This is a genomic window from Actinoplanes ianthinogenes, from assembly GCF_018324205.1.
Lineage (GTDB): Bacteria > Actinomycetota > Actinomycetes > Mycobacteriales > Micromonosporaceae > Actinoplanes > Actinoplanes ianthinogenes.
In genome coordinates, this window is sequence record NZ_AP023356.1 from 5,061,131 (window position 1) to 5,086,588 (window position 25,458).

At 72.4% G+C, this 25,458-nt stretch carries 23 protein-coding genes and 1 pseudogene; 12 read left to right on the top strand and 12 right to left on the bottom strand.

The annotated features are described in order from the left end of the window. Positions 1–65: 65 nt before the first annotated feature. Positions 66–2,462 carry a helicase-associated domain-containing protein gene (locus Aiant_RS22825; protein WP_189334572.1) on the bottom strand — a complete coding sequence of 799 codons (2,397 nt, stop codon included), beginning with the start codon at positions 2,460–2,462 and terminating at the stop codon, positions 66–68. A 78-nt stretch (positions 2,463–2,540) separates the two neighbouring features. Between Aiant_RS22825 and Aiant_RS22830 the strand changes: the two genes are divergently transcribed. From Aiant_RS22830 to Aiant_RS22840, 3 genes are read left to right on the top strand one after another with little or no spacing between them, the layout of a single operon-like run. Continuing rightward, positions 2,541–2,708 carry a hypothetical protein gene (locus Aiant_RS22830; RefSeq protein WP_229830999.1) on the top strand — a complete coding sequence of 56 codons (168 nt, stop codon included), beginning with the start codon at positions 2,541–2,543 and terminating at the stop codon, positions 2,706–2,708. Positions 2,709–2,737: 29 nt separating this feature from the next. Next, positions 2,738–3,334 (top strand): HAD family hydrolase, encoded by a 597-nt coding sequence (locus tag Aiant_RS22835; protein WP_189334665.1) that lies wholly within the window; start codon positions 2,738–2,740, stop codon positions 3,332–3,334. 46 nt (positions 3,335–3,380) lie between these two features. Continuing rightward, a complete protein-coding gene (locus Aiant_RS22840; protein WP_189334573.1) occupies positions 3,381–3,779 on the top strand; it encodes a cold-shock protein in 399 nt (132 codons plus the stop codon). Between the two features lie 18 nt (positions 3,780–3,797). Here the strand turns inward: Aiant_RS22840 and Aiant_RS22845 are convergent, their stop codons facing one another. Continuing rightward, positions 3,798–4,613, bottom strand: coding sequence for a 1,4-dihydroxy-6-naphtoate synthase (locus Aiant_RS22845; protein WP_189334574.1), 816 nt, complete (start codon positions 4,611–4,613; stop codon positions 3,798–3,800). A 169-nt stretch (positions 4,614–4,782) separates the two neighbouring features. Here Aiant_RS22845 and Aiant_RS22850 point away from each other — a divergent pair, with 169 nt between their 5' ends. Further along, the gene (locus Aiant_RS22850; RefSeq protein WP_189334575.1) at positions 4,783–5,967 is read left to right on the top strand and encodes an MFS transporter; all 1,185 of its coding nucleotides are present in this window, start codon (positions 4,783–4,785) and stop codon (positions 5,965–5,967) included. 11 nt (positions 5,968–5,978) lie between these two features. Beyond that, positions 5,979–7,337: a GH1 family beta-glucosidase gene (locus tag Aiant_RS22855; RefSeq protein WP_189334576.1), complete on the top strand. Its 1,359-nt coding sequence runs from the start codon at positions 5,979–5,981 to the stop codon at positions 7,335–7,337. A gap of 22 nt (positions 7,338–7,359) precedes the next feature. On the opposite strand, the gene Aiant_RS22860 is transcribed toward Aiant_RS22855, so the two are convergent. The 4 genes and pseudogenes from Aiant_RS22860 to Aiant_RS46885 form a co-directional block, all read right to left on the bottom strand. Beyond that, positions 7,360–7,956 (bottom strand): TetR/AcrR family transcriptional regulator, encoded by a 597-nt coding sequence (locus Aiant_RS22860; protein WP_189334577.1) that lies wholly within the window; start codon positions 7,954–7,956, stop codon positions 7,360–7,362. A gap of 1,352 nt (positions 7,957–9,308) precedes the next feature. After that, the gene (locus tag Aiant_RS22865) at positions 9,309–10,487 is read right to left on the bottom strand and encodes an MFS transporter (RefSeq protein WP_189334578.1); all 1,179 of its coding nucleotides are present in this window, start codon (positions 10,485–10,487) and stop codon (positions 9,309–9,311) included. 316 nt (positions 10,488–10,803) lie between these two features. After that, positions 10,804–11,526: a futalosine hydrolase gene (locus tag Aiant_RS22870; RefSeq protein ID WP_189334579.1), complete on the bottom strand. Its 723-nt coding sequence runs from the start codon at positions 11,524–11,526 to the stop codon at positions 10,804–10,806. A 542-nt stretch (positions 11,527–12,068) separates the two neighbouring features. Continuing rightward, a pseudogene (locus Aiant_RS46885) lies at positions 12,069–13,670 on the bottom strand (MFS transporter); the annotation flags it as partial. 54 nt (positions 13,671–13,724) lie between these two features. Between Aiant_RS46885 and Aiant_RS22880 the strand changes: the two are divergent. Next, positions 13,725–14,594 carry a DUF3027 domain-containing protein gene (locus Aiant_RS22880; RefSeq protein WP_306415848.1) on the top strand — a complete coding sequence of 290 codons (870 nt, stop codon included), beginning with the start codon at positions 13,725–13,727 and terminating at the stop codon, positions 14,592–14,594. On the opposite strand, the gene Aiant_RS22885 is transcribed toward Aiant_RS22880, so the two are convergent. Together Aiant_RS22885 and Aiant_RS45875 are read right to left on the bottom strand one after the other, a co-directional pair. Beyond that, on the bottom strand, positions 14,591–14,905 hold the full coding sequence (locus Aiant_RS22885) for a DUF2530 domain-containing protein (RefSeq protein ID WP_425322610.1): 315 nt from the start codon (positions 14,903–14,905) through the stop codon (positions 14,591–14,593). The genes Aiant_RS22880 and Aiant_RS22885 overlap by 4 nt on opposite strands. A gap of 57 nt (positions 14,906–14,962) precedes the next feature. Beyond that, positions 14,963–15,157, bottom strand: coding sequence for a hypothetical protein (locus Aiant_RS45875; protein WP_229831031.1), 195 nt, complete (start codon positions 15,155–15,157; stop codon positions 14,963–14,965). Here Aiant_RS45875 and Aiant_RS22890 point away from each other — a divergent pair. The 4 genes from Aiant_RS22890 (at position 15,096) to Aiant_RS22905 (ending at position 19,164) form a co-directional block, all read left to right on the top strand. Next, positions 15,096–16,484, top strand: coding sequence for an NCS2 family permease (locus Aiant_RS22890; protein WP_229831026.1), 1,389 nt, complete (start codon positions 15,096–15,098; stop codon positions 16,482–16,484). The two genes, Aiant_RS45875 and Aiant_RS22890, sit on opposite strands and share 62 nt — an antisense overlap. A gap of 101 nt (positions 16,485–16,585) precedes the next feature. Continuing rightward, positions 16,586–17,032, top strand: coding sequence for a MarR family winged helix-turn-helix transcriptional regulator (locus tag Aiant_RS22895; RefSeq protein ID WP_368857293.1), 447 nt, complete (start codon positions 16,586–16,588; stop codon positions 17,030–17,032). A gap of 67 nt (positions 17,033–17,099) precedes the next feature. After that, complete coding sequence (locus tag Aiant_RS22900) at positions 17,100–18,494, top strand: MFS transporter (RefSeq protein ID WP_189334583.1); 1,395 nt, start codon at positions 17,100–17,102, stop codon at positions 18,492–18,494. 139 nt (positions 18,495–18,633) lie between these two features. Further along, complete coding sequence (locus Aiant_RS22905; protein WP_425322710.1) at positions 18,634–19,164, top strand: hypothetical protein; 531 nt, start codon at positions 18,634–18,636, stop codon at positions 19,162–19,164. Between the two features lie 6 nt (positions 19,165–19,170). Here Aiant_RS22905 and thpR read toward each other — a convergent pair whose 3' ends face one another. From thpR to Aiant_RS22925, 4 genes are all read right to left on the bottom strand, one after another. Continuing rightward, positions 19,171–19,662 carry an RNA 2',3'-cyclic phosphodiesterase gene (gene thpR / locus Aiant_RS22910; protein ID WP_189334584.1) on the bottom strand — a complete coding sequence of 164 codons (492 nt, stop codon included), beginning with the start codon at positions 19,660–19,662 and terminating at the stop codon, positions 19,171–19,173. Between the two features lie 11 nt (positions 19,663–19,673). After that, the gene (gene sepH, locus Aiant_RS22915) at positions 19,674–20,729 is read right to left on the bottom strand and encodes a septation protein SepH (protein ID WP_189334585.1); all 1,056 of its coding nucleotides are present in this window, start codon (positions 20,727–20,729) and stop codon (positions 19,674–19,676) included. Between the two features lie 345 nt (positions 20,730–21,074). Next, positions 21,075–22,193 (bottom strand): phosphoserine transaminase, encoded by a 1,119-nt coding sequence (gene serC, locus Aiant_RS22920; protein WP_189334586.1) that lies wholly within the window; start codon positions 22,191–22,193, stop codon positions 21,075–21,077. Positions 22,194–22,195: 2 nt separating this feature from the next. Then, positions 22,196–23,302 carry a citrate synthase 2 gene (locus tag Aiant_RS22925; RefSeq protein ID WP_189334587.1) on the bottom strand — a complete coding sequence of 369 codons (1,107 nt, stop codon included), beginning with the start codon at positions 23,300–23,302 and terminating at the stop codon, positions 22,196–22,198. A gap of 166 nt (positions 23,303–23,468) precedes the next feature. Between Aiant_RS22925 and pdxH the strand changes: the two genes are divergently transcribed. Together pdxH and Aiant_RS22935 are read left to right on the top strand one after the other, a co-directional pair. Continuing rightward, positions 23,469–24,122 (top strand): pyridoxamine 5'-phosphate oxidase, encoded by a 654-nt coding sequence (pdxH, locus tag Aiant_RS22930; RefSeq protein WP_189334588.1) that lies wholly within the window; start codon positions 23,469–23,471, stop codon positions 24,120–24,122. A gap of 43 nt (positions 24,123–24,165) precedes the next feature. Next, entirely contained in the window at positions 24,166–25,455 is a 1,290-nt protein-coding gene (locus Aiant_RS22935) for an MFS transporter (protein WP_189334589.1), read from the top strand. The last annotated feature ends 3 nt before the right edge of the window (positions 25,456–25,458 follow it).

Sequence of the window (25,458 nt, forward strand, 5' to 3'; positions counted from 1 at the left end):
CGCGTGTGTACATACGGGCCGGGTCGTGACGCGACGGGGGCGTACACGGCCCGGCCAAAACGCGGCTACTCCTCGGTGACCGCCGCGGTGATCCGGTGCAGGGCGAAGGTGTGCAGGCTCTCCCCGCGCTCGTCCTCGGCCCGCAGGTAACCGGCGCTCAGCGAGACCGGCCGGACCAGCCGGGACAGCGTCGCGCCGTGCGAGTCGACGTAACCCACCCAGACCTTGGCCCGGTCCCGGACCGCCTGTTGCAGCACCGCCATCGCCTGGCTGTGCTGCTGCACCGCGGTCAGCCCGGGCACCGCCTGCCCCTGCGCCGCGCGGACGGTGACCGGCGCGCGCCGGGCCGCCCGGGTCGCGATGTCGCCGCGCCGCAGCTGCTCGACCACCCCGGCCAGTCGCGGGCCGAACAGCGCGGGCGGCCCGGCCGGCTCCAGGATCCGCGGCGTGCGGCTCGGCGCCCGCCGGGCTTTCGGCCTGGTCAGCACGGTCGCGCCGCCGGCGTCCTCGGCCACCGGGGCGTACCCGGCCTCGCGCAGCGCGCCCAGCAGCCGGGCCACCGGGCGCGGGCTGACCAGCACGGTCGGCGCGATCCGGCGCAGATCCAGACCGGTCACCCGCTTGTCCGCGAGCACCTCGACGATCAGCGCCTCGTCGTCGCTGCGCAGGTAGGAGCCGGCCGAGCCGCTGCGCAGCCCGCCGTGCTTACGGGCGGCGTCGTCGATCAGGTAGGTCAGCGTCTGCGGCACCGGCGTGCGGGACCGCCGCTGGAACAGCGTGTGCAGGTCGGCTGAGGTGTACCCGACGTCGAGGGCACGCCGCACGCTGGCCGGGGTGACCCGGAAGACGCTGGCCCCGCCGGCCGACTCCGGCTCGGCCACCACCTCCAGCTCGGCGGCGAGCTCCGGCTCCGGCGGGCCGGGCACCACCACGGTCAGGTCCGCCTGCACCAGGACGTGGTCGACCGGTGCGGGCAGCAGATGATCCAGGCCGCGGACGGCGTCCGCGGGGGGCTCGTCGGGGTGCAGACCGAGAGGATCACTCTCGGTCGTCTCCGGGTCGCTGAGGAGCAGTCTCGCGTACGACGTGAGCGCACCCAGCCCGGTGATCCCGAGCAGCGCGGCCCCCGCATATCCGTCCCGATGCCCCAGCTCGCGCCCGCGTGCCCGGCGGGGCGCCTGCCAGGCCAGCAGCGCCAGCAGGTCGTCGACCGCGGGGGCGGCGCCCGGCGCCAGGTCGGCGAGGGCGTCGAGCGCCTCCCGCCGGGCCTGCGGCGCCCCGGCCCGTTCCGCGTCCGGGGCCAGCGCGTTGATCGGCCGGTCCCGCTCGTCCCGCTTGCCGACCAGGCCGGGCTGCCGGGTCATGGTCAGCCAGGCCCGGGCCAGCGTGCTCCAGCGGTGCGCCATCCCGGCCGAGCGCCACAGGTCGTACGCCCCGGTGGGCAGGAAGATGTCCTGGACCGCGCCGGGCGCCCGGTGCACCGAGGTCTCCGACTCCCCGAGCAGCCCGGCCGAATACGCCACCTCGACCAGCAGCGCCGCACCCGCCTCGTCCACGCCGGCCGCCCGGGCCAGCCGTTTCAGGTCACGCACGCCCAGCCCACCGGTTTTCAGCACCGGGGCCGGCTCGGCCGCCAGCGCCTCCAGCACCGCCTCGGTGGCGCGCACCGCCTCCATGGTCTGCCCGGCCCCGGCCGAGTCGACCGCTTTGGTGTCCCGGGTCTGCGCCTCGGGCAGCGGCGGGAACGGGCGCAGCGCGCCGAGCGGCCCGGTGTCCCGGCGCAGCAGCAGCCCCACCTCGCGGGGCAGCTCGACCAGGTCGCCGTCGGACCGCGGGGCCCGGCCGGCCTCCGAGATCGGGACCAGGATGTGCTGGTCGACCAGCCAACGGATGGACTCGGCGACCTCGGCGCCGCCGTTGCGGCTGAGCGTGCCGACCGGCGGCCCGGCGGCGAGCCGGTCCAGCACCGCGCGGGCGCCCGGCGGCGCGGCCAGCACCGTGCGGCGCAGCTTGGCCCGGTCGGCGACCAGCGCCGCGGCGTGCGCGTCCAGATAGTCCGCGGGCCGCCCCAGCCCGGCCGGGTACGGCGAGGTCACCTCGTCGACCGCGGCGACCACCTGGAGCGCCTCGGGCGGGCCGTGCAGCAGGAAGCGGACCCGGAGCCGGTCGATCGCCACCCGGACGTCGTCCTCGGCCACCCCGGTGGCCATCTCCACGATGGCCGGCACCGACGTGAGGGCGGTGTCAGCTGCCCGGGTGACCCGGGCGGCGTCGAGAATCGTCAGGGTGAACTCGTCCAGCCCGTCCAGGCAGCGGGCGACCGAACCGCGCGACTGCGCGCGCACGGCCAGCGCCGAGATGTCGGCGGGCACCGGGACGACCAGGTCAGGGCGCAGCTGAAGGAGCGCGCCCAGCGCCTCGTCGGGCAGCGACCGGAGTTGATCCGCAAATGTGGTGGCCATCGTCTTCAACGCTAACGTTCATGGGACGATGGTGACGGGTCCGGGCGTGGCCGGACCTCGATCAGAGGAGGACCGAACGTGGCGTCAAAGGCCAAGAAGCAGGAGAGCCCGGCACTGAAGGGGCACCTCCAGGTTTCCGAGCTGGTCTCTGACCGGGCCGCGGCCCCGTCGCCGTTCGGCGACGACCAGACCTTCCCGCTGCCGCTGGACAAGCTCCGGAGCCTGCCGGAGTCGATGACTCATTGAGAGTTGCGGCGGTCGGCTTCGACCTGGACATGACCCTGATCGACTCCCGGCCGGGTATCCGGGAGGCGTACCGGGCACTCACCGCCAAGACCGGCGTCTTCGTCGACGCCGACCTGGCGGTCTCCCGGCTCGGCCCGCCGTTGCGGGACGAGTTGCGCCACTGGTTCCCGGCCGAGGACGTCGAGGAGATGGTCACCACCTACCGGGCGCTCTATCCGGACCATGCGATCACCCCGTCGGTGCCGACCGCCGGGGCCGTCGACGCGCTCGCCGCGGTCCGCGCGGCCGGCCTGCGGGTCGTCGTGGTCACCTCGAAACTGGGCCGGCTGGCGCGGTTGCACCTCGACCATCTGGGTATGCGGGCTGACGAGCTGGCCGGTGACCTGTTCGCCGAGGGCAAGGCGTCCGCGCTGGTGGAGCACGGGGTGCGGTGGTATGTCGGCGATCATCGGGCGGACATGGTCGCCGCCCGCACCGCCGGGGTGCCCGGGATCGGCGTGGTCACCGGGCCCTGCTCGGCCGACGACCTCCGAGCCGCCGGAGCTTCGTACGTGTTGTCCGATCTGACCGGCTTCCCGGCTCTGCTGAATGAGATTGCAGTTGGGTCCGGGCCCTCGGCTGGATAGGCTCCCCGTGAGCAGTTGTGTCCATTGAGTGAAGTTGAGGTCAGCGGTGCCCACGGGTCGAGTGAAGTGGTACGACGCGACGAAGGGATTCGGATTCGTCACCAGTGATGAGGGCGGCGACGTGTTCCTGCCCAAGGGTGCGTTGCCGGCGGGGGTCACCGACCTGAAAACGGGACAGCGGATCGAGTTCGGGGTGGTGGACAGCCGCAAGGGCGCGCAGGCGCTCGGGGTGAAGCTGCTGGACGCTCCGCCGTCGCTCGCGCTGCGTGACGCCGAGGCGCGCCGCCGCCCGGCCGAGGAGACGGCCAGCATGATCGAAGACATGATCAAGGTGCTGGAGAACACGGTGCAGCCGGTGCTCCAGCGCGGCCGTTACCCGGACAAGAAGACCTCGCAGATGATCGCGCAGCTGATGCACGCGGTCGCCCGCGAATTCGAGCTCTGAGATCCGCCGCCCGGTCCGTCAGCGGATCAGGGACGGCACAGCAGGCGTCAGACCCGCCGCCGCCGCACGCCCGAGCAGGGCGTCGGCGGCGGCGAGTCCGCTGTCGCCCAGGTCCAGGGTGAACTCGTTGACGTAGAGCTCGATGTGCTGTTTCACCACGGCCGGCTCCATCTCCTGCGCGTTGGCGAGGATGAACTCCTGGCTGGCGGCCGGGTCGAGCCAGCCTTTGCGCAGCGAGTCGCGGACCCACTCGGTGGCCTGGACCGGGTCGACCGTGTCCTTGCGGGCGAGGATCGCGCCGAGCGGGATCGGCAGGCCGGTGTCCGACTCCCACCACTCGCCCAGGTCGGCCAGGGCGGTCAGCCCGTACCGCTGGTAGGTGAACCGGGCCTCGTGGATGACCAGGCCGGCGTCGAACGTCCCGTCGGCCACCCCGGGCATGATCCGGTGGAACGGGACCACCACGATGCTCGCCGGGGGGTGCTCGGCGGACCAGAGGCGCATCAACAGGTAGGCCGTGGTGCGGTCACCGGGCACGGCCACGGTCGCGCCGGACAGATCGGCGCGCGGCTCCCGGGTCAGCACCAGCGGCCCGCAGCCCCGGCCCAGCGCCCCGCCGCAGGGGAGCAGCTCGTACTGGTCGAGCAGCCACGGCAGCGCCGCGTAACTCACCTTGACCAGGTCGAACTCGCCGCGCTCGGCGGCCGTGTTGGTCACGTCGACGTCCGCGAAGGTCAGGTCGACCGCCGGCGCGCCGGGGACCTGGCCGTGGATCAGCGCGTGGAAGACGAACGTGTCGTTGGGGCAGGGTGAGACCGCGAGGGATAGCGCCACGGATCCACGCTAGCGCTGGTCCGCGTCGCATGGTCCACAGGTGTGCGGTCGCGTTCGCCACAGTGCTCATGGCGTACGGAAAATGTTCTGTCGGGCCTCTGGTCCAGCGGCCCTGAGCTTCCTAGACTCCGCTTTGTCGGATCATTTGATCCACCAAGGGGAGGCCCGCATGACGGTGACCGCCGCGCCCGTCCGTCGCACCTGGATGGTCGCCTACGCGCTGGCCATGATCGGGGTGGCGGCCGGCTGGTTCGGGCCGATCCAGATCCTGCTGCCGGAGCAGGCCGCCCGGCTGGCCGGCGAGGGCGGCAAGGAGTCGCTGCTGGCCGTGGTGACCGCGGTCGGCGCGGCGGCCTCGCTGGTGGCGAACCCGCTCTGGGGTGCCCTCTCCGACCGGATGCGGTCCCGGCGGCCGATCTTCCTGATCGGCACCGCGATCGGCGTCGCCGGGCTGCTGGTGCTGGCGCTCGCCGACTCCCGCGGTCCGATGATCGCCGGCTGGGTGCTGGTCCAGGTCGGGCTGAACGGGCCGCTCGCCGCGCTGGCCGCGATGATCGGCGACCGGGTGCCGGAGCGGCAGCGCGGGACGGTCGGCGCGCTGTTCGGGGTCGCGCAGATCGTCGGGGTGGTGCTCGGGACCGCGCTCGCCGTGGCGGTCGGCCAGGGCGCGCCCGGTTACCTCGCGGTGGCCGTGGCGGTGCCCACCCTCGGCGTGGCCCTGCTGCTGATCAGCCGGGAGCCCGCGCGGCTCGCCGACCGGGTCCCGATCCCGTGGGCGGTGATCGTGCGGCCCGGCGCGCAGTTCGCCTGGGCCTGGCTGATCCGCTTCCTGCTGAACCTGGTGAACGCGCTGGTCCTGGTCTACCTCTTCTACTACCTGTCGGACCAGGTCGGCGTCGGCGACGCGGCCACCTGGGTGCTGGTCCTCACCGTGGTCAACGTGCTGTTCGCGGGCGTCGCCGGGTTCGCCGGCGGGGTGCTGTCCGACCGCTGGGCGCGCCGGAAGGTCTTCGTCCTGGTCGCCGCGGTGGTCCTCGCCGCGGGGACCACGCTGCTCGCCCTGTTCCCCGTGGTGATCGTCGCCATCGTGGCGTCGGTGCTGGTCGGCGTGGGCTGGGGAGCCTACGTCGCGGTCGACATGGCGGTCATCACGCACGTGCTGCCGGACGCCGAGACCCGGGCCACCATGCTCGGCGTCGCCAACATCGCCGGCACGCTGCCCCAGCTGCTCGCCCCGGTGATCGCCGCCCCGATCGTCACCCGGCTCGGCGGCTACCCGGTGCTCTACCTGCTCACCGCCGTGATCGCGCTGCTCGCCCTGGCCTGCCTGCCGCGGCTCCGGGCACTGTCCTGAAAGGAACATCGATGCGATTTCCACCCGGCTTCCGCTTCGGCATGGCGACGTCGGCCTATCAGATCGAGGGCGCCTGGGACGCCGGCGGCAAGGGCCCGAGCATCTGGGACACGTTCACGGCGCGGGCCGGGACGGTCCGGCACGGCGAGCACGGCCGGGTCGCGATCGACCACTACCACCGGTACGCCGAGGACGTCGGGCACATCGCCGACGCCGGCGTCGCCGACTACCGGTTCTCGATCTCCTGGCCGCGGGCGCTGGCGAGCCTCGACTTCTACGACCGGCTGGTGGACGAGCTGCTCGCCGCCGGGGTCCGGCCGGTGCCCACGCTCTACCACTGGGATCTGCCGCAGGAGCTCGAGGATCGGGGCGGCTGGCTGAACCGGGACACCGCGTACCGGCTGGCCGATTACGCCGGCACGGTGGCCGCGCGGCTCGGCGACCGGGTCCGGGACTGGATCACCATGAACGAGATGAACGTGCAGACCCTGTACGGCTACGCGCTGACCGATCACGCGCCGGCCCGGGGCCTCGGGCTGGAGGCGCTGCCGGTGGCCCACCACCAGTTGCTCGCGCACGGGCTGGCGGTCCAGGCGCTGCGCAGCCACGGCGCGTCCGCGGTCGGCATCGCCAACCAGCACTTCCCGGTCCACCCGGCGAGCGACGACCCGGCCGACGCGTTCGCCGCCGAGATGTTCCGCGCGCTGACCAACTGGACGTTCTCTGACCCGATCCTGCTCGGTGACTACCCGGACGAGATGATCCGGGCCGGGGTGGGCACGCCGGACGCGCAGCTCGACCGGGACCTGGCGCTGATCGCGGCGCCGCTCGACTTCTACGGCGTCAACTTCTACGAGCCGACGGCGATCGAGGCGCCCCGGGCCGGCAAGGACTACTCCGGGGTGCTGGAGGTCGACATCCCGGACGGCATGCCGTTCTCGCCGGTGCCGGTGAAGAGTGACGAGCGGACCGACTTCGGGTGGGCGATCGTGCCCGGCGCGCTCACCGAGATCCTGGTGGCGCTGCGGGACCGGTATCCGGCGCTGCCGCCGGTCATCGTCACCGAGAACGGCGCCTCGTTCCACGACGCGCCGCCCGGGCCGGACGGCCGGGTGCACGACGAGCGCCGGATCTCCTATCTGGACGCGCACCTGCGGGCGGTGCAGGCTGCGATCGAGGCCGGGGTGCGGGTCGAGGGGTATTACGTCTGGTCGGCGTTCGACAACTTCGAGTGGGCGGCCGGGTATGACGAGCGGTTCGGGCTGGTCTACGTGGACCGGGAGACGCTGGCCCGGACCCGCAAGGACTCCTGGTACTGGTACCGCGACCTGATTCTTACTTCGCGAGCTGATTCTTACTTCCCGAGCTGATCCTTACTTCCCGAGCTGGTTCTTACTTCGCGAGCTGATTGACGAAGTTGTCGGCGAGGCGGGTCAGGCGCTCCGCCCGGCCCTCCTCGGCCCAGCCGTCCACCAGGCTGAGCAGGGTGCTGCCCTCCACCAGGATGATGAAATCGTCGATGACCGCCTCGTCGGCGACGCCGGGGCGGACCTCGTCCCGCTCCCGGGCCTCGCGCAGGCAGGTGCGCAGATGCTCGCGGATCAGCCGGTGCGACTCCCGCCGCGACTCGGCCAGCAGCGGATGCGACAGCGCCGCCCCGGCGAACGCCACGTTCACATGCGCGTCCGCGGCCCGCTCCGGGTCGAGCGGCAACACCGCGTCCAGCGCCGCCCGCAGCGCCGCCAGCCCGAACAGGTCCCCGCCGATCCGGAACGCCCGCTCCACGATCCGCTCATAGACGGCCCGCTGCGCGGCGACCAGAATGTCGTCTTTCCCGCCGAGAAAGTGCGCAAGCACGCTGAGCGAGCACCCGGCCTCGTCAGCGATCGCCCGCGTCGTGGTGCCCTCGACACCTCGCGCCCGAACCACCCGCCAGGTGGCCGCGAGAAGCTCCGCCCTGCGCACCTCGTGGTCGACCAGCCTCGGCACCCGACCAGCCTATGCCTTGTGTCCGGGCCGCCTCCGACAGGCAGCATCCCTTCCGGATTCTTTTCTGTACGACTGGGAGCCCCGTGGCAGTCGGCTCGCGAGGCCCGGCCCACGCCCGGACCGCAGCGCGTGTCGTGCGGGCCCGCGAACCCGCACGGTCCACCGCGACGCCCCGCCCGCCCGCGCCGCCCGCGCGGTCGTCCCGTGCCCGGATGCCTCCGCCCCGATCGTCGGGCTGGCGTCCATGGCCCTATTCCGTGCCCTGATACGGCCCCCAGCACCAGCCGGGATTGTCGGGCTGGCGTCCATGGCCCTGTCCCGTGCCTGGATGGGGCTTCCAGGGCCAGCCGGGGTTGTCGGGCTGGCGTCTGTGGCCCTGTCCCGTGTCTGGATGGGGCCGCGGGGGCCAGCCGGGGTTGTCGGGCTGGCGTCTGTGGCCCTGTCCCGTGCCTGGATGGGGCCGCGGGGGCCAGCCGGGGTTGTCGGGCTGGCGTCTGTGGCCCTATTCCGTGCCTGGATGGGGCTTCCAGGGCCAGCCGGGGTTGTCGGGCTGGCGTTCGTGGCCCTGTCCCGTGCCTGGATGGGGCTACCGGGGCCAGCCGGGGTTGTCGGGCTGGCGTTCGTGGCCCTATTCCGTGCCTGGATGGGGCTTCCAGGGCCAGCCGGGGTGGTTGGGCTGGCGTCTGTGGCCCTGTTTCGTGCCTGGATAGGGCCACGAGGACCAGCCGTGGCGGCGCGGGGCTGGGCAGGTGGTGTTGCCCGGGCTCGCAGCTGGTGGCGTACCGGAAATCGGCTCGTGATCGGAAAGCGGGCGGCGGATCGGAACCGGCCGCACACCCGGGTCTGACCGGGTCATCGGCTAGCCGCGTCCGGCGGCCGCAGAGGCGACCGGCAGTTCCGTGGCCGGCGTGCGACCCGGGGACCGACCGCTGTCCGAAGCCGGCGGCCGGGCCTGGACCAGGTGATTCCGTGGCCTGGCGTGCGGTCCGGGACCAGGGGGCGGTCCGTGGCCGGCGGCCGCAGTCTTGGCCAGGCAGTGCCGTGGCCTAGCGTGCGGACCGGGAACAGGGCGGTCCGTAGTCGGCGGCCGCAGTCTTGGCCAGGCAGTGCCGTGGCCTGGCGTGCGGGCCGAGATCGGCCGTTGTCCGGGTCTGGCGGCCGGGCCTCACCGGGTGGTTCCGTGGGCTGGCATGCGGACCGAACCGGCGGCCTCGGTCGTGGCCGGGCAGTGCCGTGGCCTGGGGTGCGGGCCGCGACCGGACATCGACCGCGACCGGCCATCGACCAGTGAGTGGGCAGTAACCGGGGAGGCGGAGCGATCTGTTTCGGGGAGAAACGCGGGCGCGGTGGGGTCAGGCGGTGGGGCGGGGGGCCGGTTCGGCGGTGGTGAGGTGGGTGATGCGGCGGGCGATGGGGAGGGTGAGGACCACGCCGACGACCGGGATGAGGAAGGCGATGCGCAGGCCGATCGGGTCGGACAGGGCGCCGAGCAGGACCGCTCCCACCAGGGCGCCGCCGTAGTTGAAGAGGTTGACCCGGGCGATGACCTCGTCGCTGCTCTCGGCGGCGGCTTCGCCGGCGGCGGAGAAGGCCAGGGGGACCAGGACGCCGACGCCGATACCGGCGATGGCGAAGCCGGTGACCGCGGCGCCGACCGACGGGAACAGGACCACCAGGGCACAGCCCAGGCCGGAGACGGCCAGCGAGCCGATCGCCATCACCAGGCGCCCGGCCCGGGGGACCAGGTGGTCCGCGATCAGACGGCTGACCAGCACCGTCGCCTGATAGGCGGCGTAGCCGAGCGGAGCCACCGAAGCGGCGGCGAGCAGCGTGTCCTCCAGGTACACCGAGCTCCACGTGCTCACCGCGGAGTCGACCAGGAACGCCGTGAAGATCAGCATGCCGCAGACCCAGACGACCCGGCGGACCGCGCGACCGCCGGTCTCGTGGACGACGCTGGACCGCTCGGTGCGGCCGGGTTCGAAGGCGCGCCAGCCGACCAGGCCGACCAGCACGGCGAAGGCGGCCGCGGTGCCGACCGCGACCGAGGCGCCGCCGCCGGTGGCCAGCGAACCGGACATGAGCAGCGCGGCGGTGATCGCCGCGGCGGTGTAGGCCGCGAACAGCCGGCTCATCACGCTGCGCCCGAGCCGGGCCTGGACCAGGACGCCCTGCATGCTGAGCGAGGCGTCGACGGTGCCGAGGCCGATCCCGTAGAGGAGCAGGATCGTCACGAAGACCACGTTCGGGGTGCCGAAGGTGGTCCCGGCCAGGCCGGCGCCGACCAGGAACAGGCCGCCGGCCAGGGCATAACGGCTGCCCCAGCGGTTGGCGACCTGGTCGGCGACCACCGAGCCGCCGGCCGCGGCCACGCAGACGAGCAGCAGGATCGCGGAGACGAAGGCGTCGCTCAGGTGCTGGCGTTCCTTGAACGCGGGCAGGGCGGTGACGACCGCCGCGTACCCCAGCCCCTGAGCGGCGTAGCCGGCGCCGATCAAGCGGGCGCGGGCCCCGGCGCTCATGTCGTTCATCGTGCCTCGCTCAGCTTCCGGCGGTTTCCGGCGATCCGGGACGTCCGCGCTTCGGGCTCGCAACGCCCTTCAGCGATGGAAGTCACATGCTCATTCAGCGCAGCATGCCGGGCGCGATCATCAACAGCAACAGATTCCTGTAAAAGAATTCACCTTCCGGTACCCGCGTTGCGCCAGGAATCCCGGTCGAGTGGGCACGAAGAACAGTGGGGGGCCGGGCTGCGCATGGGGACGGCACGGCGATAGCCGGCGGCCGAGCTGGGTGTTGTGGCGCGTGCCGTGAGGCCGGGAACGTTGCTGGGCCGGGGTGAACGGCTCAGGGGAGGATGTGGAGGGCCGGGGCGGCGGCGCGGAGGGCGGCGAAGGCGTCGGCCAGGCGCCAGGCGGCTCGGTCTCGGGGGCCGATCGGGTTGGAGATCGTGCGGAGCTCGGCGAAAGGCAGGCCGGCCCCGGCGGCGGCGATCGCGACACCGTAGCCCTCCATCGCCTCGGCCACCGCGTCCGGGAAGCGGGCCGCGAGGCGGGCGGTCGTCTCGGCCGTGCCGGTGACCGTGCTCAGGGTGAGGATGTCGCCGGTCATGGCGTGCGGGAGGGCATCGGTCAGGGCCTTGAGCAGGATCGGGTCGACCGTGAGGACGCTGCTGCCGAAGCCCAGGTCCTCGATCGGGAGGAAGCCGGCCGGTGACTCGGCGCCCAGGTCGGCGGCGATCGTGCGGGTGCCCAGGACGGTGCCGCCGACGTCGGCGCGCCCGGCGAAGCCGCCGGCGATGCCGACGCTGAGCACGGCCCGGTAGGCGCGCTGGGCGAGGAGTCGCGCGGTGCCCGCGGCGGCTGCGGCCGGCCCGACACCCACCGCCTCCACGACGATGTCACCGAACTCGGCCGCGTCGCCGGACTTGACAGCGCCGTCGGTGTCGGCGCGGGTGGCACCGGACTCGGCCCCACGGACGGTGTGCCCGGGCGTGGCCGCCAGGACGGCGCGCAAGGCTTCGGCCTCGGCGGGCACCGCGGTGACCACCAGGATCGGATGCTGGGTCACGCGTCCTCGCTGGGGTTTCGCTCGGCCGGGTCGGCGGAGGACGGGCGGTAGACGTGGTAGCCCGGAGGTGCCACGGGCGGGGTGGAGCGCGGAGCGTCGGTGCCCGGGAGGTCAGCAGGGCCGGTGGTCTGCCTGCGGGCGTCCGCGGCAGGGAGATCGGCGGGGCTGCTGCGCTGCCCCCGGGCGTCCGTGGCCGGGAGATCGGTGCGGGTGCTGCGGGAACCGGGAGTGGCGGGCCGTTCTCCGGTGGGGAAGCGCCGGGTGGCGTCCGGGGCGGGTTTCTCGGCGGCGGACTTCTTCTTGCGCCGGCCCGGCCACCAGCTGCGACGGCGAGGTTCGTCGACCAGTGTCGGATCGGGCACGCGGCCGCCGGGAGCGACTGAGCCCCCGCCCGTGCGGTCGCGGCCGCCGGGAGTGGCTGAGCTCGCGCCGGACCGGTCGCCGGGAGCGGCTAAGGCGGGACCGCGGCGGCCGGCGGGGGCCGGGGCATCAGCATCGGTCCGGGTCGGGGCATCGGCACCGGTCGGGGCCGGGGGGCGACCGACGGGGCGGGGTGGGGTGTCGAAGTCTCGGGTGCCGGGGCGTGGGGTTTCCGAGGGGAGCCGCACCGACGACGCGGGAGCTGCGGCGGGTGGGCGGCCCGAGGACCCCGGACGGCGGGGGGACGGTGGGTGCGGGGCGGTGCGGTCGGGGACCGTCGGGGCGTCCGGCCACGGGTCGCTGGCCTCGTAGAACAGGGCTTCCTCGTTGTCCTGGGGCGCTGTGGGCGTACCCGAAGAGGGGTCTTCCGGGCGGCCGGCGAGGCGCTCGTTGTGCAGGCGGGCGGCGGACCAGGCGGCTCGGGCGGCGGCCAGCACGGACAGCACGGCGGCCAGGGCGATGCCGAGGCGGCCGGTGAACGGGATCAGGCCGAGGCCGCCACCGGCCACCCAGGCCAGCATGAGGACGGTCTCCGAGTGGGCGAACGCGGTGGCGCGCAGGCGCTCCGGGACGCGCTCCTGGATGCTGGCGTCGACGGCCAGCTTGGCGATGCCGCTGAAGATGGCGGTGAGCAGGGCCAGCAGGGTGATCGTGGCCAGGTTGTAGAAGACCGTGGCGAGGATCGCGACGCCGGCGGTGACCACCAGGCCGCTGGACTGCAACGCGAGTGGGCGGCGGATGCGCAGGCCGGTGCCGGCCGCGGTGGACAGGAAGGTGCCGAGCGCCAGGGCGCCGCCGACCAGGCCGACCGCGGAACCCTTGCTCAGCGTGAAGCCGAGGACCCGGGTGTCCAGGTCACCGGCCATGATCGCGAAGGTCAGATAGAGCAGCAGGAAACCGTAGAGCAGGCGCAGGGCGGAGCTGCCGATCAGGGCGGCCACCACCAAGCGGCCGGAAAGTGGGCGGTCCGAGCCGCGGTTGAGGCCGAGAACGGTGCGCCAGGCGCGTGGCATCGCCTCCGGTGGGTCGGAGTCGGCGCGGGGCGGCAGGCGCAGCGCCACCACCATGCCGACCAGGAAGATGATGGTGGCCACGCGCAGTGGCCACTGTGGGCCGAACTTGAAGGCGAGCAGGCCGATCGGGGCGACCACCGCGCCGGCGAACGTGCCGTAGACACTGGCCCGGGCGCCCACCTGGGACAGTCCGACCCCGTCGGGCAGCAGGCGGGGCACCGCGGCGGAGCGGGCCACCCCGTAGGCCCGGGACAGGGCTAGCACGCCGAAGGCGGCCGGATAGAGGGCCCAGCCGACCAGGTGGTCGGACATCACGAAGGCCAGGAACGCCCGGCCCAGCATGGTGACCGCCAGCGCCCACCGCCGGCCGTGCCGGAAGTGGTCGAGCAGCGGACCGACGACCGGCGCCAGCAGCGCGAACGGCACCATCGTGATGAGCAGGTAGAGCGCCACCTTGCTGCGGGCCTCGCCGAGCGGGACGCTGAAGATGGTCCCGGCCAGTCCGATCGCGATGAGCGCGTCGCCGGCACAGGAGACCGCGTGCAGGTCGAAGAGCCGGATCATGCCGATCTCGTTGGCCGCGCCGCGGGCCCGCGCGGAGCCGACCCGGCGGGTCGCCCAGGCGCCGGCGCCCAGCGAGCCACGCACCACCAGGCGCACGGCCTTGATGCCGGTCCCGACGGTGCGTCCGAGAGTGGGAAGCAGCGCCATGGGAACCATCCTGACCTATCCGGGCGACCTTCGTCCCGCTCCGTCCACAGCTATCTGGGGAGTCATTGCGGCGCCCGGGGCCCGGTAGGCAACAATGGGCGGGTGACCTCTAGGACCACCACTCGCGCCGCCCGACTCGACCAGGTCTGTGCCGATGCCGTCGGGGTGGCCCGTGGCGCGATCACCGATGTGGACCCTGCTGACGTCGGTGAGCACCTCGAGGTGATCGCCGAGGGCGACCGGGTGGTGACGCACTTCTTCGAGTCGCACCTTGACGGTTACCGCGGCTGGCGCTGGGCCGTCACGGTGACCCGGGTGCCGCGCAGCCGGCACGTCACGATCTGCGAGATCGTGCTGCTGCCCGGTCCGGACGCGCTGCTCGCCCCCGGCTGGGTGCCGTGGAACGAGCGGGTCCAGCCCGGTGACCTGGGCGTCGGTGACCTGATGCCGACCGCGCCGGACGACGACCGGCTGACCCCGGGTTACGTGCTGAGTGACGACGCCGCGGTCGAGGAGGTCTCCTGGGAGCTCGGCCTGGGCCGGTCCCGGGTGATGTCGCAGGACGGCCGGATGGAGACCGCCCAGCGGTGGTATGACGGCGACGCCGGCCCGGAGGCGCCGATCTCGGCCGCCGCCCCGCGCAACGCGCGCTGCGGCACCTGCGGGTTCTACCTGCCGCTGGCCGGTTCGCTGCGGCAGATGTTCGGCGTCTGCGGCAACCTGTACGCGCCGGACGACGGTCGCGCGGTCAGCGCCGACCACGGGTGCGGCGCGCACTCCGAGGCGCTGCTGGCCGGCGCCGAGCAGCCGGTCGACGAGCTGCCCACGGTCTATGACGACAGTGAGGTGGAGGCGGTGGCGGTCAGCCGCGGCCACGGCTCGGTGGAGTCCGGCGAGCCGGGCGAGGATTACGGCCACAGCTAGGCCGGCGGCTCCGTCACGCGGAACTCCGGGTGCGTCAGCGCCCGGCGGCGCTTCCTGTTCCGATCGTGGACGATCATCGTGATCAGGCCGGGGATGCCGACCAGGAAGCCGGCCACCGCGATCTCGAACCACTCGTCCGGCGCGTCGGTGAGCCGGAAGACGATCGCGGCGATCACGAAGGCGGCGAGCCCGGCGAGCGCGAACGGGACCATCGGCGGGTCCAGCGGCTCCGGGCGTGGTTTGGTGCCGGTCACCACGGTGAGACCGGCCGGCGATGCGTCAGCCCGGGTCGCGGGAGACAGGTCACTCACTCCGACAGGGTAAGGCCATTACGGAACGTCTCGGCGCAGGACGTGAGAGTTGTAACATCACAGCGCTTTTGCCGAGGTCATCCGGTCTGAAAGCATGCGCGCGTCGATCACTGTGCCACCCGGAAGGGCCAGCATGTCATCAGTTGTAGAGACCGCCGCACCGCGGAACGGTTTCGACCGCTTTTTTGAGATAACCAAGCGTGGCTCAACGCTGAGCCGTGAGATCCGTGGCGGTTTCGTCACTTTCTTCACGATGGCCTACATCGTCGTCCTCAACCCGCTGATCCTGGCCGGTGGCGCCGACCAGAAGGGCGCGCACCTGCCGCTGGCCGCGCTCGCGGCGGGCACCGCGCTGGTCGCCGGTGTGATGACCATCCTGATGGGCGTGGTGGCCCGGTTCCCGCTGGCGCTGGCCGCCGGGCTGGGTGTGAACGCGCTGGTCGCGTTCGAGATCGCCCCGCAGATGACCTGGGCCGACGCGATGGGCCTGGTCGTCATCGAGGGTGTCCTGATCGGCATCCTGGTGCTCACCGGTCTGCGTACCGCGGTGTTCAAGGCGGTACCGACCCAGCTCAAGACCGCGATCGGGGTGGGCATCGGCCTGTTCCTGATGATCATCGGGCTGGTCGACTCGGGCTTCGTGCACCGGGTGCCGGACGCCTCCAACACCACCGTCCCGGTCGAGCTGGGCCTGGGCGGCAAGCTGCTCACCTGGCCGACCCTGGTCTTCTCGATCGGCCTGCTGTTCACCCTGGTGCTCTTCGTCCGCAAGGTGAAGGGCGCGATCCTGATCGGCATCCTGGGCACCACGGTGCTGGCCATCGCGGTCGAGGCGATCGCCGGCGTCGGCTCGGTCGTGCAGAACCCGCACGGCTGGTCGCTGAACGTGCCGAAGATGCCGGAGAAGGTCGTCAGCAGCCCGGACCTGTCGCTGCTCGGCCACTTCAACGTGCTCGGCTCGTGGCAGCACGCCGGCTGGCTGGTCGCGCTGATGTTCGTCTTCACGCTGCTGGTGGCGGACTTCTTCGACACCATGGGCACGATGGTCGCGGTCGGCCAGGAGGGCGAGATGCTCGACGCCGAGAGCATGCCGCCGCGGACCAAGGAGATCCTGCTGGTCGACTCGATCGCGGCGGCGGCCGGCGGCGCGGCGAGCGTCTCCTCCAACACCTCGTTCGTGGAGAGTGCCTCCGGTGTCGGCGAGGGCGCGCGTACCGGCGTGGCGAACCTGGTCACCGGCGCGCTGTTCCTGGTGGCCATGTTCTTCTCGCCGCTGGTGCAGGTGGTGCCGTTCGAGGCGGCGTCGACCGCGCTCGTGGTGGTCGGCTTCCTGATGATGACCGCGGTGCGGCAGATCGACTGGACCGACTGGTCGATCGCGGTGCCGGCGTTCCTGACCATCACGATCATGCCGTTCACCTACTCGATCTCGAACGGGATCGGGGCCGGGGTGATCTCCTACGTCGTCCTGAAGGCCGCGACCGGCAAGGCGAAGGAGGTCCACCCGATTCTGTACGGCGTGGCCGCGCTCTTCGTCCTGTACTTCTGCCGCGGTCCGCTGGAGGCCTGGATCCTCTGAGGTTGCGGTAGCCGTCACCGGGTGCGTTAGCGTGCCCGGTGACGGCTGTCATACGGTCGATCACATGTCGTTAGCCATGCTCATTAGCTAGGCTAAGTATCGTGACGGAGCGGGTGATGACGACGGAGCGCACAGCGGAGTCGCTGGCCAAGACGCTGCGGGAAGCGATCATCCGATTCAGCCGGCGAGTCCGCCAGGCCCGTCCGGTCGGTGACCTGACGTTCAGTCAGCTCTCCGCGCTGACCAGCCTCCAGCTGGCCGGCGCGCTGACGCCACGCGAGCTCGCCGATGTGGAACGGGTGCAGCCCCCGACGATGACCAAGATCATCGGGAAGCTGGAGGATCGCGGGCTGGTGGCGCGGACGCCGCACCCCACGGACGGGCGCCAGGTGATCCTGGCCGCCACCGACGAGGGCCGGGCGGTCTACGCGCTGCACGAGCGGGCTCGTAACGAGTGGCTGGCCGTGGAGTTGGCGCGGCTCAGCCCGGAGGAACGGGAGACCCTGGCGCGCGCAGCGGAGATCATGCAGCGGGTTGCCCGCGGCTGAGAGCCCGCTGGTCGTTCCGCTTCGTCACGTGACGATGACGCGTACGACAGCGAGGGGGCACCACCGCATGCGGGCAGTGCTGAACACGACCTTCCGATCCCTGCGAGTCCGGAACTATCGCCTCTTCGCCGCCGGCCAGCTGATCAAGCTGATCGGCGTCTGGATGATGTTCACCGCCCAGGACTGGCTGGTCCTGGAGCTGTCGGACAACTCGCCCGCGGCGCTCGGCGTGGTCACCGCCCTCCAATTCGTCCCGGTGATGCTGCTGACGCTGTACAGCGGGCGGCTCGCCGATCGATACGACAAGCGAAAACTCCTGATCGTGGCGAACGCGGTGTTCGCCGTCACCGCGGTCACCTTCGCGGTCATCGTGGCCGCCGGCATCGTCCAGCTCTGGCACGTCTTCCTGTTCGCCCTGCTCTTCGGCATCGCCAACTCGGTGGAGACGCCGGTCCGGCAGGCCTTCGTCTCCGAGCTGGTCGAGCTGCCGCTGCTGCCGAACGCGCTGGCCCTCTCCGCGGCCACCTTCAACTCCGCCCGGATCGGTGGCCCGGCGCTGGCCGGTGTGCTGCTCTCGCTGCTCTCCACCCGCGGCGTGTTCCTGATCGCCACCGTGCTGGCCATCGCCCCGGTCTTCACCTACCTCCGGATGAACACGGCTGAGCTGCACGGACTGGAGCGTGCGGCACGCGGCGACGCCCGGGTGCTGGACGGCTTGAAGTATGTCGGCAAGCGCTCCGACCTGCTGCTGCCGATCGGCCTGATGGCGGTGATCGGGATGATCGGCTTCAACTTCCCGGTCACCCTGGCCGCCCTCGCGAAAATCAACTTCCACGCGGGCGCCTCCTCGTTCGGGTTGCTCACCACGGCGATGGCGGTGGGCGCGCTGGGCGGGGCGCTGGCCGGCAGCGCGCGGCGGACCCGGCCCGGGGCGTACCGGGTGATCGGCGCTGCCCTGGTCTTCGGGGCGCTGGAGTTCGCGGTCGGGTTCGCGCCCGGCTTCGTGAGCGCCATGCTGCTGCTGGTGCCGACCGGGTTCTTCTCGATGTACCTCGCGCAGGCCGCCAATCATCGGGTGCAGATGGGCGTGGACGCGGCGTACCGCGGGCGGGTGATGGCGCTCTACGTGCTGGTCTTCCTGGGGACGACGCCGATCGGGGCGTCGCTGGCCGGGTGGTGGGGCGAGCGGTTCGGGGTGCCGTCGAGCATCTGGATGGGCGGGCTGGTGTCGTTCGTGGCGTCGGTGGCGGCGCTGGTCTGGCAGTTGCGGACCAGCGGGGACCGGGTGCGGGTCCGCTTCCGGCCACGCTTCGAGATCCGGTTGGCCGGGCCGTCCGCGTCTTCCCTGCCCTCCGCCTCGGCCGGTTTCCCCGCGGCCGACGCCACCTTCCTGGGTCCGGAGCCGGCGGGCGCGGATGGGGAGTCGGCGGGCCGCGGCCGGGAGCCCGTGGGCCTTGCCTGACGGACCGCCTGTCCGTTGAGCGAAACGGAAACGGTGCCCGATGTCGGTAAGGAACCTGGCATTTAGGTAGTTGGCAGAATAGGTCCGCCGAACGGGTGTTCCGGACGAGCGGTTCGGGGCATAGCTTCGAAGCGTGGCAATGGTGCAACTGGTCGTGATCTCGGCGGCGTGGGTGACGCTGCTGGTCCTGCCGTGCGCCCGGGTCATGCTCCGGCGCCCCGCTCCGCGCCGGTCGGATTCGGGCCATCTGCCCCGGCGAGGCTCCACCTTCCGCCGGGTGCCCGCCCCGGGTCGCCTGCCCCGCAAGGGCTCGGCCCCGGCTCCCTGGGCCCGCCGTCCCGGCGCGCCCCATCGTGAGATGCGCCGCCTCGAGCGCGACATGCAGACCGTCGACGTGGCGGCCCGCCTGGCCGCGTTGCCTCCGGTCCCGATCGAGCAGCTCGCCTACGATCTGCGCCGACTCGGCCGGGAGCGGCGCAGCAGCCCGCTGCGGTGGTCCGAGGCCGGCATGGCCGCGCTGCTCCAGGCATATGACGCACGGCTGCGGCTGGCCTGCGCCTGCCTCGGCGTCACCGAGCACCTGCAGCCGTTGCAGGGGGTCGACCGGGAGATCGAGCGGGTCCGCGTCGAGAGCCAGTTGGAGGCCGCCGGCCTGGCCCTGCGCGACTGACCGGGCTCAGCGGGAGCCGGCCGTCAGGGGCCACTCGTGGCGGACGTGGTAATTGCCCAGGACACTCTCGACCAGGGCGAAGTCGCGCACCGGCCAGCTCGGCCCGGCGTATCCCTCAAGGGCCGCGAGCAGCCGGCGGTCCTGATGGTAGGAAACGGTCAGGTGGGGCCGGAACGGCCGCGGGTCGATCGCGAACCCGGCCCCGTCCAGCGCCACTCGGACCGACTCCCGCAGCGCGCCCAGCGCCGTCAGATCACCGGCGAGGCCCGCCCAGGCCACCGGCCCGAACCGCCCGCCCCCGGCCAGCCGCAACGCAAAGGCGGCCGTCGCGGGGCCGGCGGGGGCGAGCGCCTCGGCCACCAGCGGCATGGCGCCGTCGTCGACCTCGCCCAGGAACGCCAGCGTCACGTGCCATTTCGACGGACGGGTGAAACGCCCCTCCGCGGGCAGCGTGCGGCGCAGATCCTCGCGGGCCGCCGACGGTGGGAAGACGGCCACGAAGAGTTTGCTCAGGAGGACTCCCGGGCGGCGGGACCGCCGCCGAACAGCACGTCGTCCCAGCTCGGGAGCCGCTTGCGAGGCTTGTTCTCCTCGCCCTCGGCGGGGCTCTGCGGGGTCTGGCCGACCGTGCGGCGCGGGCGCAGGACCGCCAGCGACGGCACCGCGGGAACCTCTTTGGGCAGGTCGGAGTCGTCGTCGAAGGCGGAGCCGGAACCGCCGCCGAGCAGCGCCGCGGCACCACCGGCGACCGGGCGGCGGGCGGCCGGCGAGACCGGCTCCAGGCCGCGGCCGGAGGAACCCTCCAGCGGCCGGTCCAGCGAGGCCAGCAGCGCGTCCCGGCCGGCCCGGATCGGGTCGCGGGTCGGGCGGGCCGGCGCGTCGGCCGCGGGCAGGCCGTGCCCACCGCGGGTCGGCTCGGAGCTGCGGGCCGGGCCGGGCAGGCCGTGGCCGCCCCGCTCGGGGGCCGGCTCCTGGCCGAGGATCTGGGTGGGCCGCTCGGCGCACAGATATTGCGCCATGTCGTCGTGCGGGGAGACCACCTGACGACCCTTGTCCAGGTCCCAGATGGCCTGCGCGGTGGCCTTGCCGGACGGCCAGGTGGCGACGATCCGCCAGGCCCCGTCGTCCTTGCGGAACGCGTCCCAGGAGATCTTCTCGGTGTCGATGCCGTGCTGGGCCAGGCGGCTGTCGACCACCTCGGCCAGCGGCTGACCGGAATCGGACGTCTTCAGCCGGGTGCGACGCGCGTGCTGGGCCAGCATGGCCCGCTCCTGGAGCACCGGACCGGCGTAACGCAGCACCCGGTCGACCGGGACGCCGGCGATCCGGGCGACCTCCTCCGCGGACTCGCCGGAGCGGATCCGGGCCTGGATGTCACGCGGGGACAGCGCGGCTGCGTTGTCCGTCGTGATCACCGCGACCGCGGTGCCCGGCGCTGCCGGACCGTCCGTGATCACCCCGGTCACCCGGTCGTCGAGAGGCAGGGCCAATAGGCGGCCCACCTCATCGGCGAGCACGAGGGCCTGTCCGTCCTCGGAAAGGGCGACGAAGCGTACCGGCCGCATGCGTTGCCTCCGTCCCGTCGCGTTGGCCTGTGCTCCCGAGAGTCAGTCACCCGGGCGCGTTTCGGAACACGGTACGCGCCTTGGTCACCCAATGGGGGTAAGCCACGCCGTCAAAGTAGCTGACCAGGGTAGATGATCTTCATCGTTTTCTCGGGCAGATCCAAACCATTCAAACCCGTTTTTTGTACGACCTACAACTCCCCAGGCGCATGAGTCAGGTCACCGGGGTACAGCGCGACGGATTCCCGACAACGGGCCGCGGCGCGACTCACGGGTGTGGCTGTGCTTCAGGCGTACCGAAGCAAAGCGCGGCGCGGACAGACTGCCCCGCGCCGCGCATGGTGGTCAGAGACGCTCGACGATGTAGTCGATGCAGCTGGTCAGGGCGGTCACGTCGCTCGGGTCGACGGTCGGGTACAGCGCGATCCGGAGCTGGTTGCGGCCCAGTTTCCGGTACGGCTCGGTGTCCACGATGTCGTTGGCGCGCAGCACCTTGGCGATCGTCGCGGCGTCCACGCCCTCGGCGAAGTCGATCGTCGCGACCGCGGCCGAGCGCAGCGCCGGGTCGGTGATGAACGGCGCGGCGAACGACGAGCGGTCGGCCCAGCCGTAGATCGCGGCAGCGCTCTCCGCGCTGCGCTTGACCGCCCAGGACAGGCCGCCCTGCGCGTTCATCCAGTCCAGCTGCTCGGCGGCCAGGAAGACGGTGGCCAGCGCCGGCGTGTTGTAGGTCTGCTCCAGCCGGGACTGCTCGATCGCGGTCACCAGGTCGAGGAACTGCGGGATGTACCGCTTGCTCGCCTTGATCTCGAACGCCCGCTCGATCGCGGCCGGGGACATCAGGGCCAGCCAGATCCCGCCGTCGGAGCCCAGCGCTTTCTGCGGGGCAAGGTAGTAGACGTCGGTCTCGCGCAGGTCGACGTCGAGGCTGCCGCCGCCCGAGGTGGCGTCGGTGAGCAGCAGGGCGCCCGGGTCGGCGCCCTCGACCCGGCGGACCGGGACCGCGACACCGGTGGACGTCTCGTTCTGCACGCTGGCGTAGACGTCGACGCCGGCCTCGGCGGAGAGGTAGGCCGCCTGGCCGCCGGGAGCCTGGTGCACGGTCGGCTCGGCCAGGAACGGTGCGTCCGCGACCGCCTTGACGAACTTGGCGCCGAACTCGCCGAACTCGGCGAACTGCGCCTTGTCCCGGATCAGGCCGAACGTGGCGGTCTCCCAGAACGCGCTGGTGCCACCGTTGGAGAGGACCACCTCGTAGCCGTCCGGCATGGAGAAGAACTCGGCCAGCCCGCGGCGCAGCCGGGCGACCTGGTCCTTCACCGTTTTCTGCCGGTGCGAGGTGCCCATGAAGGTGCGGGAGACCGCGGAGAGGGCCTCGACACCTTCCGGCCGGACCTTGCTGGGTCCGGAGCCGAATCGGCCGTCTACGGGTTTGATCGAGTCAGGGATCCGGATGTCAGCCACGGTCACACATTATGCGTGAGCTGGGACCAGCCCTCGACCTCCGAGGGTTTGCGTGGCTCCGGGCCGACATAGCGCAGGCCGGGGCGCAGGATCCGGCCGAGCTTCTTCTGCTCCAGGATGTGCGCGCTCCAGCCGGCCACCCGGGCGCAGGTGAACATCGAGGTGAACATGTGCACCGGGACCTCGGCGAAGTCGAGCACCACGGCGGACCAGAAGTCCACGTTCGTCCACAGGTCGTGGCCGGGCTTGCGCTCCCGCAGCTCGGCCAGCGCGGCCGTCTCCAGCGCCACGGCGACCTCGTAACGCGGGGCGCCGAGATCCTTGGCGATGCGGCGCAGGACGCGGGCCCGTGGGTCCTCGGCACGGTAGACCCGGTGACCGAAACCCATCAGCCGCTCGCCGCGATCCAGGACCTCCCGCACGTAGCCGGCGGCGTCACCGCTGCGCTCGACCGCCTCCAGCATGTGCAGCACCCGGGTGGGCGCGCCGCCGTGCAGCGGGCCGGAGAGCGCGCCGATCCCCGAGGAGATGCAGGCGGCCACGTCGGCGCCGGTGGAGGCGACGATCCGGGTGGTGAAGGTGGAGGCGTTCAGCCCGTGCTCGGCGGCCGAGATGAAATAGGCGTCGACGGCCTTCACGTGCCGCGGATCCGGCTCGCCGCGCCACCGGCGCATGAACCGCTCCACGATGGTCTCGGCCTTGTCGATGTCCCTCTGCGGGACGGCCGGCAGGCCCAGCCCGCGGGCCGCCTGGGCGACGAAGGACAGCGCGGTCACCGAGACCCGGGCCAGATCCTTGCGAGCCTGCTCGTCGCTGATGTCGAGGAGCTGGTCGAGACCCCAGTAGGGCGCCAGCATGGCGACCGCGGACTGCACGTCGACCCGGATGTCACCGGAGTGCACCGGCACCGGGAACGGCTCGGCCGGCGGCAGCCCGGGACCGAACCGGCCGTCCACCAGCAGTCCCCAGACGTTGCCGAAGGAGACCTGGCCGATCAGATCCTCGATGTCGACGCCGCGGTATCGCAGCGCGCCACCGTCCCGATCGGGCTCGGCGATCTCGGTCTCGAACGCGATGACGCCCTCGAGCCCCGGCTTGAAGTCGGACACGGCACTCCCTGGGAGACGTGAGCTGCGGTGAGTGATTCATCTTGCCCGCCGGGTAACCGCACGGTCGACCCGTGGCGATTGTGCTCTCGATGACACCCATCCTGGTTCAACTGACACCCGGCGGACGGGGACTTACGGTCGTTCCAGCCGAAAGGAAGTACCCCGGATGTCAACCGCTCAGCCGTCCCCCGCCGGGATGCGCCGTGACTACACCGAGCACGAGCCGCTGCTGGAGAGCTCGCTGGCCGGCGACTGGGCCAGCCAGTTCGCCGCCTGGTTCGCCGAGGCGACCGCGTACGGGCTGCCCGAGCCGAACGCGATGATCGTGGCCACCGCCGATCAGCGGGGCCGTCCGTCGGCACGGACCGTGCTGCTCAAGGGGTACGACTCGACCGGTTTCGTATTTTTCACCAACTATGAGTCGCGCAAGGGGACGGAGGCGGCGCTCAACCCGTACGCAAGCCTGGTTTTCCCGTGGTTCTCGATGCAGCGGCAGGTGATCGTGGCGGGGCCGGTCGAGCGGGTGTCCCGCGCGGAGACCGAGGAGTATTTCGCCTCCCGGCCGCGTGGCTCGCAGCTCGGGGCCTGGGCGAGCCCGCAGTCGAGGGTGCTGGACGGGCGGGACGCGGTGGACGCCGGGCTGGCCGCGGCGGTCGAGCGGTTCGGTGACGGACCGGTGCCGGCCCCGCCGCACTGGGGTGGGCTGCGGGTGCGGCCGGAGACCGTGGAGTTCTGGCAGGGACGCAGCAACCGGCTGCACGACCGGCTGCGCTTCCGGGCCGACGGATCGTCCTGGGTGGTCGAGAGGCTTGCCCCGTGAGCGAGCTCGCGAGCGCATCGGCCGGCTCGGTGGAGGCGGCGGCATGAGCGTGGTCGACAAGCCACGCCGGTCCTGGATGATCGACACCAGTCCGCTGCGGGTGACGGCGTTCCGCCGGATCTGGATCGGCACCGGGGCGTCGTTCTTCGGCTTCCAGTTCACCGCGGTGGCCGTGCCGGTGCAGATGTTCGCGATCACGCACTCGCCGTTCTGGGTCGGTCTGCTCGGCGTGGCCGGCCTGATCCCGCTGCTGATCTTCGGGCTCTGGGGCGGCGCGGTGGCCGACGTGGTCGATCGGCGGCGGCTGCTGCTGGCCAGCTCCGCGCTCACCTGGCTGGTGACGCTGGGCCTGCTGGCGCAGGCCGCGCTGGGGGCGCGCAGCCCGCACCTGCTGCTGGCGCTGACCGCGATCCAGTCGGTCGGTTTCGCGATCAGCACCCCGACTCGCCAGTCGATCGTCCCGCGGATCGTGCCGACCGCGATGGTCCCGTCGGCGAACACACTGAATTACACGACCACCACGGCCGGCGGGGTGCTCGGCCCGCTGGCGGCCGGCCTGATCATGGGGATCTGGTCGACCGGCACGGGCGTCGAGGTGGCGTACGCGGTCGACGCGCTGCTGTTCACCGTCACCTTCTGGGCCACCTGGCGGCTGCCGCCGATCCCGCCGATCGAGCCGGATGACTCCGGCGAGAAGCCGACGGCCGGCCTGCGCGGCATCGTGGTCGGCCTGCGCTACCTGATCACCCAGCCGGTGCTGCTGCTCTCCTTCGGCATCGACCTGATCGCCATGGTGTTCGCCATGCCGCGGGCGCTGTTCCCGGCGGTGGCCGAGGACCGGTTCGGCGGCGGCTCCGCGGTCGGCTGGCTGTTCAGCGCGATCGCGATCGGCTCGGTGCTGGCCGGCTTCACCTCCGGCTGGATCAGCCGGGTCCGCCGGCAGGGGATCGCGCTGGTGGCCGCGGTGGTCACCTGGGGCGTGGCGATCGGCCTGTCCGGTTTCGCCCACCAGCTCTGGCTGATGGTCCTGCTGCTCGCGGTGGCCGGCGCGGCCGACCTGGTCAGCGCGGTCTACCGGCAGACGATCATGCAGACGTTCGCCCCGGACCGGCTGCGCGGCCGGCTCCAGGGCGTGTTCACCGTGGTGGTGGCCGGCGGTCCCCGGCTGGGCGACCTGCGGGCCGGTGGCACCGCCGACCTGACCGGCGTCGGCGCCTCCTGGGTGGGTGGCGGCTTCGTGGCGGCCGGGCTGGCCGTGGTCCTGGCGTTCGCCTTCCCGGCACTGATCCGTTACCGGCCCGTCCCGGAGCCCGGCGACAATGCCGGACGATAGTGT

Bases quoted from the DNA above. Each gene is read 5' to 3' on its own strand.
- Aiant_RS22905 (WP_425322710.1), top strand. From the start codon at position 18,634: ATGGTGCAACTGGTCGTGATCTCGGCGGCGTGGGTGACGCTGCTGGTC.
- Aiant_RS22835 (WP_189334665.1), top strand. From the start codon at position 2,738: ATGACCCTGATCGACTCCCGGCCGGGTATCCGGGAGGCGTACCGGGCA.
- sepH (WP_189334585.1), bottom strand. From the start codon at position 20,729: ATGCGGCCGGTACGCTTCGTCGCCCTTTCCGAGGACGGACAGGCCCTC.
- Aiant_RS22935 (WP_189334589.1), top strand. From the start codon at position 24,166: ATGAGCGTGGTCGACAAGCCACGCCGGTCCTGGATGATCGACACCAGT.
- pdxH (WP_189334588.1), top strand. From the start codon at position 23,469: ATGTCAACCGCTCAGCCGTCCCCCGCCGGGATGCGCCGTGACTACACC.
- Aiant_RS22825 (WP_189334572.1), bottom strand. From the start codon at position 2,462: ATGGCCACCACATTTGCGGATCAACTCCGGTCGCTGCCCGACGAGGCG.
- Aiant_RS22900 (WP_189334583.1), top strand. From the start codon at position 17,100: ATGCGGGCAGTGCTGAACACGACCTTCCGATCCCTGCGAGTCCGGAAC.
- Aiant_RS22855 (WP_189334576.1), top strand. From the start codon at position 5,979: ATGCGATTTCCACCCGGCTTCCGCTTCGGCATGGCGACGTCGGCCTAT.
- Aiant_RS22865 (WP_189334578.1), bottom strand. From the start codon at position 10,487: ATGAACGACATGAGCGCCGGGGCCCGCGCCCGCTTGATCGGCGCCGGC.
- Aiant_RS22850 (WP_189334575.1), top strand. From the start codon at position 4,783: ATGACGGTGACCGCCGCGCCCGTCCGTCGCACCTGGATGGTCGCCTAC.